The 16,090-nt window shown below is 60.6% G+C and carries 13 protein-coding genes; 6 read left to right on the forward strand and 7 right to left on the reverse strand.

Features of this window, described 5'->3' with window-relative positions:
* Positions 1–34: 34 nt before the first annotated feature.
* The 5 genes from G5179_RS19045 to argE form a co-directional block, all read right to left on the reverse strand.
* Positions 35–826, reverse strand: coding sequence for a substrate-binding periplasmic protein (locus tag G5179_RS19045; RefSeq protein ID WP_421258913.1), 792 nt, complete (start codon positions 824–826; stop codon positions 35–37).
* 67 nt (positions 827–893) lie between these two features.
* Positions 894–1,787 carry a hypothetical protein gene (locus tag G5179_RS19050; RefSeq protein WP_421209416.1) on the reverse strand — a complete coding sequence of 298 codons (894 nt, stop codon included), beginning with the start codon at positions 1,785–1,787 and terminating at the stop codon, positions 894–896.
* Positions 1,788–1,923: 136 nt separating this feature from the next.
* A complete protein-coding gene (gene ybaK, locus G5179_RS19055; RefSeq protein WP_139463594.1) occupies positions 1,924–2,388 on the reverse strand; it encodes a Cys-tRNA(Pro) deacylase in 465 nt (154 codons plus the stop codon).
* A gap of 351 nt (positions 2,389–2,739) precedes the next feature.
* Positions 2,740–5,373 carry a phosphoenolpyruvate carboxylase gene (gene ppc / locus G5179_RS19060; RefSeq protein ID WP_115522987.1) on the reverse strand — a complete coding sequence of 878 codons (2,634 nt, stop codon included), beginning with the start codon at positions 5,371–5,373 and terminating at the stop codon, positions 2,740–2,742.
* A 231-nt stretch (positions 5,374–5,604) separates the two neighbouring features.
* Positions 5,605–6,750, reverse strand: a complete 1,146-nt coding sequence (gene argE, locus G5179_RS19065) for an acetylornithine deacetylase (RefSeq protein ID WP_227341843.1) — start codon at positions 6,748–6,750, stop codon at positions 5,605–5,607.
* Between the two features lie 271 nt (positions 6,751–7,021).
* On the opposite strand from argE, the gene argC reads away from it, so the two are divergent.
* The 5 genes from argC (at position 7,022) to argH (ending at position 12,652) form a co-directional block, all read left to right on the forward strand.
* Positions 7,022–8,029 carry an N-acetyl-gamma-glutamyl-phosphate reductase gene (argC, locus tag G5179_RS19070; RefSeq protein WP_421258914.1) on the forward strand — a complete coding sequence of 336 codons (1,008 nt, stop codon included), beginning with the start codon at positions 7,022–7,024 and terminating at the stop codon, positions 8,027–8,029.
* A gap of 22 nt (positions 8,030–8,051) precedes the next feature.
* Positions 8,052–8,831, forward strand: a complete 780-nt coding sequence (argB, locus tag G5179_RS19075) for an acetylglutamate kinase (RefSeq protein WP_005336097.1) — start codon at positions 8,052–8,054, stop codon at positions 8,829–8,831.
* Positions 8,832–8,856: 25 nt separating this feature from the next.
* Complete coding sequence (locus G5179_RS19080; RefSeq protein ID WP_421258915.1) at positions 8,857–9,768, forward strand: ornithine carbamoyltransferase; 912 nt, start codon at positions 8,857–8,859, stop codon at positions 9,766–9,768.
* A 54-nt stretch (positions 9,769–9,822) separates the two neighbouring features.
* Positions 9,823–11,058 carry an argininosuccinate synthase gene (locus G5179_RS19085; protein WP_005341608.1) on the forward strand — a complete coding sequence of 412 codons (1,236 nt, stop codon included), beginning with the start codon at positions 9,823–9,825 and terminating at the stop codon, positions 11,056–11,058.
* 211 nt (positions 11,059–11,269) lie between these two features.
* A complete protein-coding gene (gene argH / locus G5179_RS19090) occupies positions 11,270–12,652 on the forward strand; it encodes an argininosuccinate lyase (protein WP_219264529.1) in 1,383 nt (460 codons plus the stop codon).
* 419 nt (positions 12,653–13,071) lie between these two features.
* On the opposite strand, the gene G5179_RS19095 is transcribed toward argH, so the two are convergent.
* Entirely contained in the window at positions 13,072–13,527 is a 456-nt protein-coding gene (locus G5179_RS19095; RefSeq protein WP_421258916.1) for a hypothetical protein, read from the reverse strand.
* Positions 13,528–13,970: 443 nt separating this feature from the next.
* Here G5179_RS19095 and G5179_RS19100 point away from each other — a divergent pair, with 443 nt between their 5' ends.
* A complete protein-coding gene (locus G5179_RS19100) occupies positions 13,971–14,663 on the forward strand; it encodes a B3/4 domain-containing protein (protein WP_421258917.1) in 693 nt (230 codons plus the stop codon).
* Between the two features lie 76 nt (positions 14,664–14,739).
* Here G5179_RS19100 and G5179_RS19105 read toward each other — a convergent pair whose 3' ends face one another.
* Positions 14,740–15,912, reverse strand: a complete 1,173-nt coding sequence (locus G5179_RS19105; RefSeq protein WP_421258918.1) for a nucleoside recognition domain-containing protein — start codon at positions 15,910–15,912, stop codon at positions 14,740–14,742.
* Between the last annotated feature and the right edge of the window lie 178 nt (positions 15,913–16,090).

A 16,090-nucleotide genomic window follows, 5' to 3' on the forward strand; every position in this document is an offset into this window, starting at 1 on the left:
CTCCTCCACTTTTCGGCCAGTCGCATCCATCAGCCTACTCCCCCACCGGAGGTGTGCTTCTGAGCGATGTGGCATAACGCTGATAAGCAGCAGAGTCGCGCACCTGCTCGATGGCATCCCACGCCTGCCGGCTTTGTCGGGGATGGGCCTGATAGAAGCGGTGAGAGAAGACCAGATAGTAGGGCTTCTCCACCAGCACCGGCGACAGCCGCTCGATACGGGCCTGCAACGCGGGATGGGCCGCCAGAATGCTGTCGGCCACCTCGGTCTGGATGGCGGTCGCCTGCGCCCGATCCATCACCAGCTTTTTCAACATGATCAGCGGGTCACGGCTGGAGTCATCCACCTCGGCTCCCGCAGCCTGCAACCAGTCGACGATGGAGAATCCCGACTGGGCCGCCACCATGCCCTTGATCCTGAGGGTGGTGCCATCCCACTGGCTCTTGCCCCCCTTTAGCTGGTAGAGGCTGTAGCTCTCGGTCAGCAGCCGCTTGGCGGGGTCGGGTTTGCCCTCACGCATGGGATAGACCCCCACCCTGGTCGCCCGCTCGACGCTGTAACTCATCTTGATGGCCGCATCCATCTGGCCACTGCTCACCCGAGAGAGGCAGCGCTTCCACGGCAGCGGCGTCAGCACGATCTCGGCATCAAGAGCGGTAGCAACCGCCTTTAGGTGATACTGGACAATCCCCTCCCCCGATTGCAGCAGCCAGGGGTAGGAGTCACTGTTTTCGAGGCAGGTACGCAGCGTAAAGACCGGGGCTGCACCGCCGGTGGCAGGCAGCAGCGACGCGATGAAGAGCAAGGAGAGGGCAGATGCGTGCATGGGCCATCTCCTTTGCGGCAATGATCTCTCCCTTACTCTATCAGAGCTGCGCACCTGATAACCCGGCTCAGGGTTGTGAACCGAAATCATCCGTCAGCGGGTTGTAAAGGTAGGGGCGATAGTCAAAACCGTCCTTGGGTAACTGCGGATTGCCGAGCCGGACAATCTGGCGAGCTCCCAGATTGGCAAACACCAGCGAGGGTTGGAAGTGATGGCGCCAGAGCCGTTTGAGCGAACCATCCTGCCAGGCCAGTTGCAGACCGCGCTCAAGGCGCTCGCGCTCCTGAACGTAGCGGGCATTGCTGTAGAACACGTGGATCAGCGGATAGAAAAGGGCCAGATGGCGATCGACCGTCAAACCGGCCACCTTGCCCTGATGAGATTGCCACTCCGGCAGGATCTCGTTGGCCCCACGACAGAAGAGATCGATGCGCCCTCGTGCCACCATACGAAACAGCGACTCGTAGTTATCCACCTCATGTACCGTCAGCCCGCCGTTGCGCAGGATCACCGCATCCTGCCAGCCGGTGCCCACCCCTTGAGTGAAGTGGCGCAACTGATCCAGGGTGTTCACCCGCGCCAGCTCGGCAGCACGATCCGAGCCGACAAAACAGACCCGATAGCCGAGGATCCCCATATCGATCGGGAACGGGATCAATGCCACCTGATCCGCCACCGCCTCCCCCTGATAAGGCCAGCTGTCGAGAATAAAGAGGGCGTTTTTGCCCTGCTCCTGCACCTCGATCCGCATCCGCGCCTTGTTCATCGGCAGGGAGTCCAGCAACTCGTAGTCACCATATTCGGAGCGAGTTTTCTCTAGCGCCAGCTGCATCACCTCACGGTAATAACGCATCCGCATGTCCTGACTGTTTTCAGGACTGAGCAGGGTAAAACGGGTGGCAGCCAGCAAGGCAGAGGGGAAGGATAAACAGAGACAAAGCAACAGAAGTCGGTACATCATGGCTGAACTCATACAACGGGGTTCACCCAGTATAGACTGGCACGCACCCCGTTGAGCACAGGGCTCGCGCCCGCTCACAGGTGGGGCAATCCGGGCCACCACAGGCCCGGATAGCGGGTTCACACCTTGCCCGGCACTACTCTTCGCCGATAGGTGCGGCGATCCACTTCATCAGCGTCAGCATATCCTGCGGCGCCACGCCGACCGAGAGGCCGCGCTTGCCGCCGCTCACCAGGATCTCGTCAAACTGCAGCGCCGACTCGTCGAGCACAGTGGGCAACAATTTCTTCTGGGCCAGCGGGCTGATGCCACCCACCTTGTAGCCGGTCAGCTTCTCCGCTTCCGCCGGTTTCATCATCTCCACCTTCTTGAGACCGGTCGCCTTGGCCAGCTGTTTCAGACTGCACATGCCGGATGAGGGAACGATGGCCACCACCGCCTGCTTGTCGTGATGGGCAACCAGAGTCTTGAACACCTGCGCCTCCGGCAACCCGAGCTGGGTCGCGGCATGCTTGCCGAAATCGTCGTGGGCGTCGCACTCGTAGGGGTAGAGCTTGTGGGGAATCTTGAGCTTCTTCAGCAGGTTGATGGCAGGAGTCATGATGGTTGCCTTGAATCGAATCGCATAAAAACAAGGCCAAACAGTCTGCGCCTGCATGGCGAGGGATGCAAGCCGGAGGGGAAATCTGTACCCATCACCGGTAATGAGTAGAGAGCAATGAACAAGGTGAATTGTGCTGCTTGCCGAATTAAACACAGGACGAGTCAGGGATAAAATCATTTCCGAGCCGTACAATGCGCTGCGCTTGCTGCACCCTACAAAATACAGTCCAAAACATGGGTGGGGTTCCCATCGAGCCGAATTCTGCTGGGCAACAAAAAACAAAGGGCGCCGTGTCGGCGCCCTTTGGCTTGATGGATATTGCTGAAGCCTGCTGGCTTGGGCTGGCGATCAACCGGTGTTGCGCATACCTGCGGCAATACCGGCGATGGTGACCATCAGCGCCTTGTCCAGCTCGGGGTGCAGGGTCTCCGGGTGGTTGCGGGAGCGGTTGAGCAGCTCGGCTTGCAGCACGTTGAGCGGGTCTGTGTAGGGGTTGCGCAGCTTGATGGACTCCTTGATCCAGGGCTGATCCTCCAGCAGATCCCCGCGCGGGCTCAGTTTCAGCACCACCTCGATGGATTCGGCGAGCTCCTGACGCAGCTGTTTGCCAAGGCCCCACAGCTCCTGCGGCACCAGACGGGTGTCGTAGTATTCGGCAAGCCAGACGTCCGCCTTGAGGAACACCATCTCCAGCATCTCGAGGCGAGTGCGGAAGAAGGGCCACTGGGCGCTCATCTCTTCCAACACCGCCAGCTTGCCGCCGTCGATGGCCTGCTGCAGCGCCTTGTGGGCACCGAGCCAAGCCGGCAGCATCAGGCGGTTCTGGGTCCAGGCGAAGATCCACGGAATGGCGCGCAGGCTCTCGACGCCGCCGTTAGGCTTGCGCTTGGAGGGACGGGAGCCGAGCGGCAGCTTGCCGAGCTCCATCTCCGGGGTGGCGGCACGGAAGTAAGGGACGAAGTCCGGATGACCGCGCACAATGCTTCGGTAGTGATCGCAGGAGTCGGCGGCCAGCTGTTCCATCACCTCGCGCCAGCACTCTTTCGGCTTGGGCGGCGGCAGCAGGTTCCCTTCCAGCACGGCGCTGGTGTAGAGCTCCAGACTCTTGATCGCCACTTTCGGCAGACCGAACTTGAAGCGGATCATCTCCCCCTGTTCGGTGGTACGCAGACCGCCGCGCAGGGATCCCGGCGGCTGGGAGAGGATGGCCTGATGGGCAGGGGCACCACCACGACCGACGGTACCGCCACGGCCATGGAACAGGGTGAGGCGGATATTGTTGGCTTCGGCCAGACCCACAAGGGATTCCATGGCGGCGTACTGGGCCCAGCCGGCGGCCATCATGCCCGCATCCTTGGCAGAGTCGGAGTAGCCGATCATCACGTACTGACGGCCCTGAATGTAGCCGCGATACCAGTCCACCGAGAGCAGACGCTCCATCACGGCGGTGCCTGCCATCAGGTCATCCTGGGTTTCAAACAGCGGGGCGACCGGCATGCGGAACTTGCAGCCCGCCTCTTTGAGCAGCAGTTGCACCGACAGCACGTCGGACGGCGCACCGGCCATGGAGATGATGTAGATACCGAACGCATCGGGGTCGTGCTCGGCGATAACCTGACAGGTATCCAGCGTCTCGCGCACCTCGGCGCTCGGTTCCCAGTCGTGGGGAATGAGCGGGCGGCGGGAGTTCAGTTCGTTGAGCAGGAAGGCCTGCTTGTCATCTTCGCTCCACTCGGCGTAGTCACCCAGACCCAGATAGCGGGTCAGCTCGGAGAAGACCAGCCCGTGACGCTCGCCATCCTGACGGATATCGAGCTTGACCAGATGGATGCCGAAACAGGCGACCTTGCGCAGCACATCCAGCAGCATGCCATCGGCGATGTTGCCCATGCCGCAGGCGTGCAATGAGTGGTAGCAGAGCTCCAGCGGCTCGCGCAGCTGGGCGGTGGTCTTGACCAGATCCTGGCTCTCGCTCGCCTGGCCCTGCACCTTGGCGGTGAGGTGCTCCTTGGTCTCGCGCAGCGCTTCACGCAGCTCGCGCACCAGCGCACGGTAGGGCTCGGGGTGATCGCCAACGCGAGCGCGCACGGCGTCGGTACAGTCAGACATGGAGAGCTCGGAGGTGAGCTCCTTGATGTCTTTGTAGAACAGGCTCACCGCCATCCAGCGGCCCAGCTCCAGCACTTCGGCAGTCACCTTGGCGGTGACGAAGGGGTTGCCGTCACGGTCACCGCCCATCCAGGAGGTGAACTTGACCGGCGCGGCATCCAGCGGCAGCCGCACACCCAGATGGTGTTGCAGACGCTCGTCCAGATTGCGCATGAATTCGGGAATGGCGGGCCACAGGCTGTTCTCCACCACGGCGAAGCCCCACTTGGCCTCGTCGACCGGTGTCGGGCGCTGTTCGCGGATCTCGTTGGTGTGCCACGCCTGATTGATGAGCTGCTCGATGCGATTGAGGATCTTGTCCCGCTCGCGGGGCAGCAGGTCGGAGAGCTCCAGCGCCTCGAGGCAGTCGTTGAGCTGTACGTGCTTGTGGATCAGGGTGCGACGGGTCACCTCGGTGGGGTGAGCGGTCAGCACCAGATCGATATCCAGCTCGCGCACGGCCTGAATGATGGCCTCTTGCGACAGGTTGGACGCTTTCAGCTTGTCGAACATCTGCTCCAGCGGATCCGGGGTGCAGACCTGCTCTTCGCAGCGACGGGAGATGGTGTGGAACTGTTCCGCCACGTTGGCCAGATTGAGGAACTGGCTGAAGGCGCGAGCCACCGGCAGCAGTTCGTCATCGCTCAGGGTGCGCAGGGTATCGAGCAGACGTTCCCGGTCTGATTCATTGCCCTTGCGGGAGGACTTGGCCAATTGGCGAATGGTTTCGATCTTGTCGAGAAAGGCCTGACCCTGATGATCCTTGATGGATTTACCCAGCAGCTGACCCAGCATACCTACGTTGGCGCGTAGTGCGGCGTACTTTTCGTTCATTCCACATCCTTATCTTGTTGGTGCCTGACACCCATCCGGGGTGCTAGACGACCTCACTTATTGTTGTGCGATTACAACATATGCTCCGTCATCTTAGGGTGACAATCTACCCAGATTGTCTGCGCAAGGTCAAATAACAGGCCGATTCAGAACATGTATTTCCATCACCACTCCACAACCGGCTTGTTATGTAACTTACTTACAGTTCTTACGCCCCTCTCACCGCCGCCACTACAGGCAAAAACGTCTGATCAGGTGCTGCAACACCGAGGTGGTCGGCTTGACGAAGGAGAGGTCAAGGTACTCGTCAGGCTGGTGCGCCTGGGTGATATGGCCGGGGCCCATCACTATGGTCTGGCAGCCAAGCTGCTGGATAAACGGCGCCTCGGTGCAGTAGTTGACCGACTCGGCGGCGCGACCGCTCGCCTTCTCAGCTTCGCGCACCAGCACAGAGTCGTCGGCGCAGGCATAGGCGGGAATGGGTTCATGCAGATGTTGCAGATGCAGACAGCCCGGCTGGTGGATCTCGATGGGCGACAGCGCCTCTTTGAGCATCCCCATCAGCTCGTCCGGCCCCACCTGCGGGGTGGGTCGCAGGTCGATATGCAGCTCGCAGCAGCCGCAGATGCGGTTCGGGCTGTCACCCCCCTGAATGTAACCCAGGTTCAGGGTTGGCTGCGGCACGGCAAAGCGGTGGTCGGCGTAGCGATCTTTCAGATCCTGCTGCAAGCGCAGCACCTGCCCCATCGCCTTGTGCATGATCTCCATGGCGTTGACACCGTTGGCGGGATCCGAGCTGTGACCGCTCTTGCCGGTAATGCGGATCGCCTCCGACATGTGCCCTTTGTGGGCCACCACCGGCACCAGTCCGGTCGGCTCGCCAATCACGGCGTAGTCGGGTTTGAGCTCGGCCGCCGCGGCGATGGCGCGGGCCCCCGCCATGGTGGTCTCTTCGTCGGCAGTGGCGAGAATGCGCAGCGGCTTGGTCAGCTTGGTGAGGTCAATATCTTTGAGCGCCTCCACGATAAAGGCGAAGAAGCCCTTCATATCGATGGTGCCGAGGCCATAGAGACGATTGCCCTCTTCGGTCACCTTGAAGGGATCCTTGCTCCAACCCCCCTCATCGAACGGCACCGTATCGGTGTGGCCCGCCAGCAGCAGACCGCCCTCCCCCTGACCCATCGTCGCCACCAGATTGAATTTGCCCGGCAGATCGGGGAGCGCCGTCACCTCGCACTGAAAACCGAGCTGACCGAACCAGTCGGCCAGCAGCCGGATCACCGCCTCATTGCTCTGATCCCACTTGGGATCCGTGCTGCTGATAGAGGGAATCGCAATAATATTCTTATAAAGTGAAAAAAAATCCAGATTGGCCATCAGCTCCTCCTTGCGTCCCCGGAATGTTTCTGTTAGAAAATACAAATGCAAAGTGAGTGCATGAATATTCTGTAATTTTACCTGAATATCTGGCTCATCAACAAAGGCTTCTAGTTGTAAGGGAAAGTTAATGTTCTGTCACCTGATCTATAACCGACGACACACACCCGCCTGAATTGCCCCTCCGCACTTGTGCAAAGGGGCGCTCGAACACCCTTGTGCACTGCAGCGTCATGCTGTGAATCTCGAACTCTGACTTGGAATATTCAACATGCTTAACACCGTTATCGTCGGTGCCAGTGGCTACGCGGGAGCCGAACTGGCCGCACTGGTACAGAACCATCCACAACTCAAGCTGTTCGGCCTCTATGTCTCCGCCGGCAGTCAGGATGCCCACAAGCGCTTCTCTTCCCTGCATCCCCAGTGGGTCGGCGCCCTCGATCAGCCGCTGCTGCCGCTGGACGACGACGGCATGACCCGGATCCTGACCCAGGCCGATCTGGTACTGCTGGCCACCGCCCACGAGGTGAGCGCCACGCTTGCCCCCAAGTTTCTCGCCAAGGGGCTGCCGGTGTTCGATCTCTCCGGCGCCTTCCGGGTCAAGGATCAGGGCTTTTACGACAGCTTCTACGGCTTCACCCACGACAGCGAACAGTGGCTGGATCAGGCCGTCTATGGCCTGGCCGAGTGGAACGCCGATGCCATCGCCACCGCCCAGCTGATTGCGGTGCCCGGTTGCTACCCGACCGCATCGCTGTGCGCCCTCAAGCCGCTGCAGCAAGATGGCCTGATTGCCAAGGGGTGGCAGCCCATCATCAACGCTGTCTCCGGGGTTTCCGGCGCCGGGCGCAAGGCAGTCATCAACACCAGCTTCTGCGAAGTGAGCCTCAATCCCTACGGCACCTTCAATCACAGACACCAGCCGGAGATCAGCCACCACCTCGGCAAGGAGGTGCTGTTCCAGCCCCACCTCGGCAACTATGTGCGCGGCATCCTGGCCACCATCTATGTGCAGCTGGCGGACGGCGTGACTCCCACCCAGGTGGATCAGGCCTTCCTCAAGGCTTACGAAAGCAAGCCGCTGGTGCGCCTCACCGGCCAGATGCCCTCCATCCGTGGCGTAGCGGGCACCCCTTACTGCGACATCGCCTGGCAACAGCAGGGCAACATGCTGGTGGTGGTCTCGGCCATCGACAACCTGCTCAAGGGCGCCGCCTCGCAAGCCATGCAGTGCATAAATATCAAATTTGGTTTTGAACCGGCCACCGGCCTGATTTAAGGACTTAGGAAGGATCTCGAACATGGACAAACAGACGTTGGTAATCAAGCTGGGCGGTGCCCTTATCGAGAACGACGAGGCGCTGACCGCCCTGTTCGCCACCCTCAAAACTTTTCTCGACGATCAGCACCGTCCGCTGGTGCTGGTACACGGCGGTGGCTGTCTGGTGGATGACCTGCTCAAGGGGCTGGGTCTCACCTCTACCAAGAAGAACGGCCTGCGGGTAACCCCGTTCGAGCAGATCCCCTTTATTGCCGGTGCGCTGGCAGGGACCGCCAACAAGCAGATGATGGCCAAGGCGATCGCCACCGGCATTCCGGCTGTGGGGCTCTGTCTAGCAGATGGCGGCCTGTGTCAGGTGACCCAGCTTGACCCGGATCTCGGCGCGGTCGGCGAGTGCAAGCCGGGCAACCCGGCGCTGGTAGCAGGCATCCTCGGTCAGGGCTTCTTGCCGGTAGTGAGCTCCATCGGTATCACTGCCGAGGGGCAGCTGATGAACGTCAACGCGGATCAGGCGGCCACCGCCATTGCCGAGGCGCTCGGTGCCGATCTGGTGATGCTCTCCGATGTGAGCGGCATCCTCGATGGCAAGGGCAAGCTGGTGCCCCAGCTCGACAAGCTGACCGCGCTGGATCTGATGGAGAAAGGGGTGATCCGCGATGGTATGGCGGTCAAGGTAGAAGCGGCCCTGCACGCCGCCGAGACCCTCGGCAAGCCGGTCTGTGTCGCCAGCTGGCGCTACCCGGATCAGCTGCTCAAGCTGCTGGCTGGCGGCGCGGTCGGCACCCAGGTAGCTATTTGATCTCCACCGGAACAAGGAACATCCGATGCAACATCTTCTGAAAGACAGTGATCTGAACAAAGCCCAGATTGAAGCGCTGATTGCGCTGGGCCAAGCGGTCAAGGCCGACCCAAAGAAGTACAGCCAGGCGCTGGCCGGCAAGAGCGTGGTCACCCTGTTCGAGAAACCCTCCCTGCGCACCCGGGTCACCTTCGACATCGGCATCGCCAAACTGGGCGGCCACAGCGTCTATCTGGATCAGCAGAACGGCGCGCTGGGCAAGCGGGAGTCGGTGAAGGATTTCGCCGCCAACCTGTCGCGCTGGTGTGATGCCATCGTCGCCCGGGTGTTCGATCACCAGACCCTGGTCGAGCTGGCAGAGCACGGCACAGTGCCGGTGGTGAACAGCCTGTGCAACCTCTACCACCCCTGTCAGGGGCTGGCCGACTTTATGACCATTGCCGAGCACTACGATGACCTGTCGAAGGTGAAGCTTGCCTACCTCGGTGATGGCAACAACGTCAGCCACTCTCTGCTGCTGCTGGGGGCGACCCTCGGTACAGACGTCACCCTCATCTGCCCGAAAGGCCACGGCCCGGATACCCAGATCTTCCTGCAGGCGCAGGCTCTGGCGGCCAAATCGGGGGCAACCATCCACATCAGTGATGACGTGGCGGATATCGAAGGGTTCGACGTTGCCTACACAGATACCTGGGTCTCCATGGGTGACAACACCCCGATGGAGCAGGTCAAAGACCTCTTTATGCCTTACCAGATCAACCAGGCCCTGCTCGACCGCACCGGCATCCAGCACGTGCTGCACTGCCAACCGGCGCACCGGGAGCTGGAGATCACCTCGCAGGTGATGGATGGCCCCGCCTCCCTCATCATGGACGAGGCCGAAAACCGGATGCATATCCAGAACGCCGTGCTGCTAACCCTGCTTGGGCACAAATAACGGCAACCGACCCCCAATAACACCCTTTTATCGAATCATCATGGAGAGAAGTAAATGAGCGGAATCAACAAGATCGTACTGGCTTACTCGGGCGGACTGGATACCTCGGCCATCATTCCCTGGCTGAAGGAAAACTATGATGCGGAGATCATCGCCTTCGTCGCCGACGTCGGTCAGGAGCGTGACGATCTGGAAGGAATCGAGCAAAAAGCCATCGCCTCCGGCGCCACCAAGTGCATCGTCAAGGATCTGCGGGAAGAGTTCGTCAAAGAGTACGTCTACCCGACCCTGAAGACCGGCGCCGTCTATGAGGGCACCTATCTGCTGGGTACCTCCATGGCCCGTCCGGTGATCGCCAAGGCGATGGTCGAGGCCGCGCTGGCGGAAGGGGCCGATGCCATCTCCCACGGCTGCACCGGCAAGGGCAACGACCAGGTGCGTTTCGAAGGTGCGGTCGCCGCGCTGGCGCCCCAGCTGAAAGTGATCGCCCCCTGGCGTCTGTGGGACATGCGCTCCCGGGAAGATCTGCTGGCCTACCTGGAGACCCGCAACATCCCCTGCAAGGCGACCCTGAAGAAGATCTACAGCCGCGACGCCAACGCCTGGCACATCTCCACCGAGGGTGGCGAGCTGGAGAGCACCTGGAACGAGCCGTCCGAAGCGGTCTGGCAGTGGACCGTACCGGCCGAACAGGCACCGGATCAGCCGGAGTACGTCAAGCTGACCGTGGCGCAGGGTGAAGTGGTGGCCGTTGACGACCAGCCGCTCAGCCCGCACCAGATCCTGATGACCCTGAACGAGCGTGCCGGCAAGCACGGCGTGGGCCGCATCGACATCACCGAGAACCGGATGGTGGGGATGAAGTCCCGCGGTTGCTACGAGACCCCGGGCGGTACCGTGATGGTCGCCGCGCTGCGCGCCGTGGAAGAGTTGGTACTGGATCGCCCGACCCGCGCCTGGCGGGAGAAGCTGGGTGCCGAGTTCTCCCATCTGGTCTATGACGGCCGCTGGTTCACTCCGCTGTGCAAGGCGATCCTCGCCTCGGCCAACGCCATCGCCGAAGATCTGGATGGTGAAGTGGTGCTGAAGATGTACAAAGGTCAGGTCACCGCGGTGCAGAAGAAGTCGCCGAACAGCCTCTACTCCGAAGATTTCGCCACCTTCGGCGCCGACGAAGTGTATGACCAGAGCCATGCCGAAGGCTTTATCCGTCTCTACACACTGGCCAGCCGGATCCGCGCCATGAAGGAGCAGCATCAAGCCATCGGTGGTGATCATACCCACGGTTAAGCCACTGGAGTTAATCCGCTGGTACCGAAGAGGGGGCATGGCCCCCTCTTCTACAGGCAGAGGGCATAGCCCCTGAGCCATCATCAGCGGGTGTGACAAGAGCGGCAGCGCCCCGGCCGCTTCTGTGAGATAACAGACTCGCAGAAAAACAGGGCACGATTTCAAGCTCGGTGGCCAGGGCGCCGCCGACAACGCATTCAAGGAGAGCAGTATGGCACTTTGGGGTGGACGCTTCAGTCAGGGAGCCGATAGCCGGTTCAAGCAGTTCAACGATTCGCTGCGGTTCGATTACCGGCTGGCGGAGCAGGATATTCAAGGCTCCATGGCCTGGGCCAAAGCGCTGGTCAAGGTGGGCGTATTGACCGCCGATGAGCAGGGCAAGTTGCAGCAGGCGATGGAGGTGCTGCTCGCCTCGGTGCAGCAGGATCCCCAGCAGATCCTGAGCTCGGATGCCGAAGATATCCACTCCTGGGTCGAGAGCCAACTGATTGCCGCCGTCGGCGATCTTGGCAAGAAGCTGCACACCGGCCGCTCACGCAACGATCAGGTCGCCACCGACTTGAAACTCTGGTGCAAGGCGCAGGGCGAGCTGCTGCTCGGCTCCATCACCGCCCTGCAGCAGGGGCTGGTCGCCTCCGCTCGTGCCAATCAGGCTGCCGTGCTGCCCGGTTACACCCACCTGCAGCGGGCCCAACCGGTCACCTTCGCTCACTGGGCGCTGGCCTATGTGGAGATGCTGGAGCGGGATTACTCCCGGCTGCAGGATGCGCTGAAGCGGCTCGACACCAGCCCGCTCGGCTGCGGCGCGCTGGCAGGCACCGCCTATGCCATCGACCGCGAAGCCTTGGCGCTGGACATGGGCTTTGCCGGCGCCACCCGCAACAGTCTGGATTCGGTCTCCGATCGGGATCACGTAGTGGAGCTGATGCACGTGGCGTCCCTCTCCATGACCCACCTGTCGCGCTTTGCTGAAGACCTTATCTTCTACAACACCGGCGAGGCGGGCTTTGTCGAGCTCTCCGATGCGGTCACTTCCGGCTCGTCGCTGATGCCGCAGAAGAAAAACCCCGATGCGCTGGAGCTTATTCGCGGCAAAACCGGTCGGGTGGTCGGCGCCCAGATGGGCATGCTGATGAGCCTCAAGGCGCTGCCGCTGGCCTACAACAAGGACATGCAGGAAGACAAGGAGGGACTGTTCGATGCCCTCGACACCTGGCACGACTGCCTCGACATGGCGGCGCTGGTGCTGATCGATCTGAAGGTGAATGGCGAGCGCACCATGGCGGCGGCGCAGGGCGGCTACGCCAACGCCACCGAGCTGGCGGACTATCTGGTAGCCAAGGGGATTCCATTCCGTGAAGCGCACCATATCGTCGGCGAAACCGTGGTCTTCGCCATCAGTGTGGGCAAACCGCTGGAGGAGCTCTCCATTGGCGAGTTCCAGCGCTTCAGCCCGGTGATCGAGTTCGACGTCTACCCCAATCTGGAACTGGAAGCGACCCTGGCCAAGCGGGTTGCCAAAGGCGGCGTTGCCCGCGAGCAGGTGGAAGCGGCCCTCACTGCTGCCGAAACATGTCTGGCGCAACGCACTTAAATTCGGGCATATCTGAAAGTGAGGAGGGGGAGCGATAGCTCCCCTTATTTACGACTTCTTTAGTTCTACTGAATTAGCAGGACGTACCGATGTAAAAAAAGCCCCAATATTATGTATTGCGATTGTGTTTCCACACGCTGGACAATTGGCCGTGTATTCACACCGAACAGCGAGAAGTCCGTTTGAATAGCCATTGAAATGGTTACCACACTTTTTGCAATACATAGGTGTAACTGACGGCATATTTGATTCTCCACGAATAGAAAGATATGAATTCCTCTCTTCTATGGATATGAAACGGGTGGGCTATTCCTAGGAAATAGCCATAGTCACGCTTTGCATCACATCCACACGAATACGCTACCAGATTATTTATTGACAGGCTCGTCATCTACTGAAGTCGATACTGCTCAGGCATTTCACGCACTGGCATTGAGCAGTTTGCCGACCCCCTCTCCCTTGCCATTTGGCAGGGTCTGTTTAAAGGCGCCGAGCAGCTGATCGAGGTTGAGATGGCTGGCACCGAGGGAATCCTTGAGGGTATCGAGCTCGCTTTGCAGGGCATCGAGGCGGGTGCTCTGAGTGCCGCTCGCCAGCTGATTGCGGGCGCTATCGATGGCGGCTGGGAGGGATTGGTCACCATTCTCCTGCCCCAGAGTCTGCATCAGCTCCCCCATAAAGTGGTTGATGGCAGTGCGGTTCTGCTCGTTGTCGGCATCCTTGATACCAAGTCGCTGGAACAGGCTCTGGACGGTCGGGGCTAGGTGCTCCTCCTGTACGGCAGGCTGCACGGGCTGGGGTTTGCTACTGCTGCCAAGCAGCTGACTGCCCAGCTTGAGGGCGATCGAGGCAAGGGGAAGCAGGCTGCTGATCATGATATCTCTCCGCGACAACGACCCTTGATGGTGTTGCCAGGAGGAGTGCATAAGCGGGGCCAGAATGCAGTGAACAGCGCAGGGAGAAACCAACCCATTGAGTCACCGAGTGATTTGAATCGCCGCCTTGTGTTCTGGCATTGCAACTGAGGTCATCACAAGAGAGCCGGGCGGCCAGCGGCTGCCGCTGCAGATCGAGGCGGCAAAAGGGCATTGCCGCAGCAAACCGGAGGCGGCAGGGCTCCTCTACGCTATATGCCGGTACATGCCCGCCATCCCCTCGATCACATCATTTTTAATTCATAAAACTTATGGCTATTAAGATCATGTAAATTTTCTTATCTAAAATGTTCGCGCAAGATGGCTCTCAAACCGGATTTGCCGTCACCGCTATGCTGGCCGGCAGCCGCCTTCTCCCTGCCTTTTTCGTTTATGGAGTCGCTATGTCCCTGATCACCCCCCATATCTCCCCCGAAGTCAGCCAGTTGGCTCCCGGCTTCCGCGCTTTGAGCATCACGGTACAGGCCGCCGCCGTGGTCGACCCGAATGTGGGGGCGCGCGCCCTTGATGAAGCCTGCACCGCCATGCTGGGCGCCGATGTGCCGTGGGCAGAAGCGCATCTCGCCGCTTGGGGCGAGCTGTTCAGAAAATTTGGCGCCAAGCCGCAGCGGACTCCCTGTTCCGCCGAGGCTCTGAGAAAGCTGGTCGCCCGCGACGGCAACCTGCCCGCCATCGATCCCGTGGTCGATCTCTACAACGCCATCAGTATCCGCTACGCCATTCCGGTGGGGGGCGAAAACCTGCTTGCTTATGAGGGACTACCGCGACTGGTGGTAGCCGATGGCAGCGAGCAGTTCGATACCATGAAGGGGGGCGAACCCGCACACGAATCTCCGGAACCCGGCGAGGTGGTCTGGCGGGATGACAAGGGGGTCACCTGTCGGCGCTGGAACTGGCGGCAGGGTGTGCGTACCCGACTCAGTGTCGATTCGGGCCAGATGTGGTTTATTCTTGAGAGCCTGCCCGAGATGCCGCTGGCTGCGCTGCATGAGGCGGGGGAAAAACTGGTCGCCGGACTGCGGGAGATGATGCCGGAATCGGTGATCACACAGAGCCTGTTCGGCGATGTTGAGTAAACAGAAGGACGAGCCAACTCGTCACCGATAGATACAGAGAGGGGCACCACAGCGCCCCTCTCTCTTTTCACCCTGCTCAGCCCAGCAGCATATAAAGCTGGTGCGCTGCCAACCCGGCGCACAGGCCGCCGATGGTATGGGCAACGATGGCGCGGGAGGTGAGGTGGCGATAGCCGAGGGCATCCAGCATGGCGGTGTGGGTGCTCAGGAAGCCGCTCCAGCACATCCCCATGGCGGTAAACACCGCGACCTCGTTACCGGTGATCCACCCCTTGGCAATAAAGGGGGGCACCAGCGACATGGCGGCACCGACCGCACCGAGGGAGGTAGCCGGGAAGGCAACCAGCTCCGGCTGCTGGAAGCCAAACAGCAGGTCAAACAGCCAGCTCACCTTGGCGGCCAGCACCGGCAGCAGGGCAACCCCTTGAAACGCTTCGCCGGTATAGCCCTTGTCGCCTGGACCAAAGGTCAGCAGCATCACGAAGGTACTGATGATCAGCACCCCGGGGATCACCGCCATCCCCAGCTCCACGCCAGATTTGCCGCCATCGAGCAGAGAGTTGAGGATCCGCAGCCAGCCGGGAGCAGCCTCTTTAGTTACCCCTACTTTGCGGCCGTCGGACGATACAGCGTCATCGTTCAGCACTTCCCCCACCAAGGGGCGGATCATCCGCTGCATCAGTCGGGTAGAGACCACCGAGCCCACCAGAGCACCGAGCAGCCCGATCAGCGCCGCGCTGGCGGTGGATTCACCGCTCGGCAGCTGCAAGGTGGCCATAAAGGTCACCACGATCAGCCCCATGCCGAAGGCGGTGCCGAAGTTGGTGAGCGACACCAGCTGCCAGGGGGTGAAGCCTTTGCGAAAGCGGCTGTCCTTGGCGAGGCTGATCACCGCCGGGTTGTCGGAGAAGAAGGTCATCAGCGCCGCCAGCGCGGTGCGGCCAGGCAGGCGAAACACCGGCTTCATCAGCGGGGCCAGCAGTACCTCCAGCAGGCGGATCACCCCGAACTCGCTCAAGAGTTGGCTCAGGGCACCGGAGAGCACCGTGATCCCCATGATAAAGAGTACGGTATTGAGCAGCAGCTGGTGGGCGGTATTGAACAGGGTGTTGACCATGGCAGAGAGGCCCATCTGGCTGCCGAGGTAACCGAACAGGCTGCCAAGAATAAGCAGCACCAGCACGGGTTCCATCCAGTTCCGAATGGCGGCAAGTCGCCCCTTTGACTCTATAAGTACATGATTTTCCATATCTATCCTGCGGTTCATCTGTGCGTGTGTGGTTGTTTTTATGGTTAAAAAATGGCTGCGCCAAATAGAAAAAAGCCCTTGTCTTGCGACAAGGGCTTTTTGAATTGGCTCCTCCTACTGGACTTGAACCAGTGACATACGGATTAACAGTCCGCCGTTCTACCGACTGAACTAAGGA

The sequence above is a fragment of the Aeromonas sp. 600886 genome (genome assembly GCF_049174935.1).
In the GTDB taxonomy this organism is placed as follows: Bacteria; Pseudomonadota; Gammaproteobacteria; order Enterobacterales; family Aeromonadaceae; genus Aeromonas; species Aeromonas veronii_A.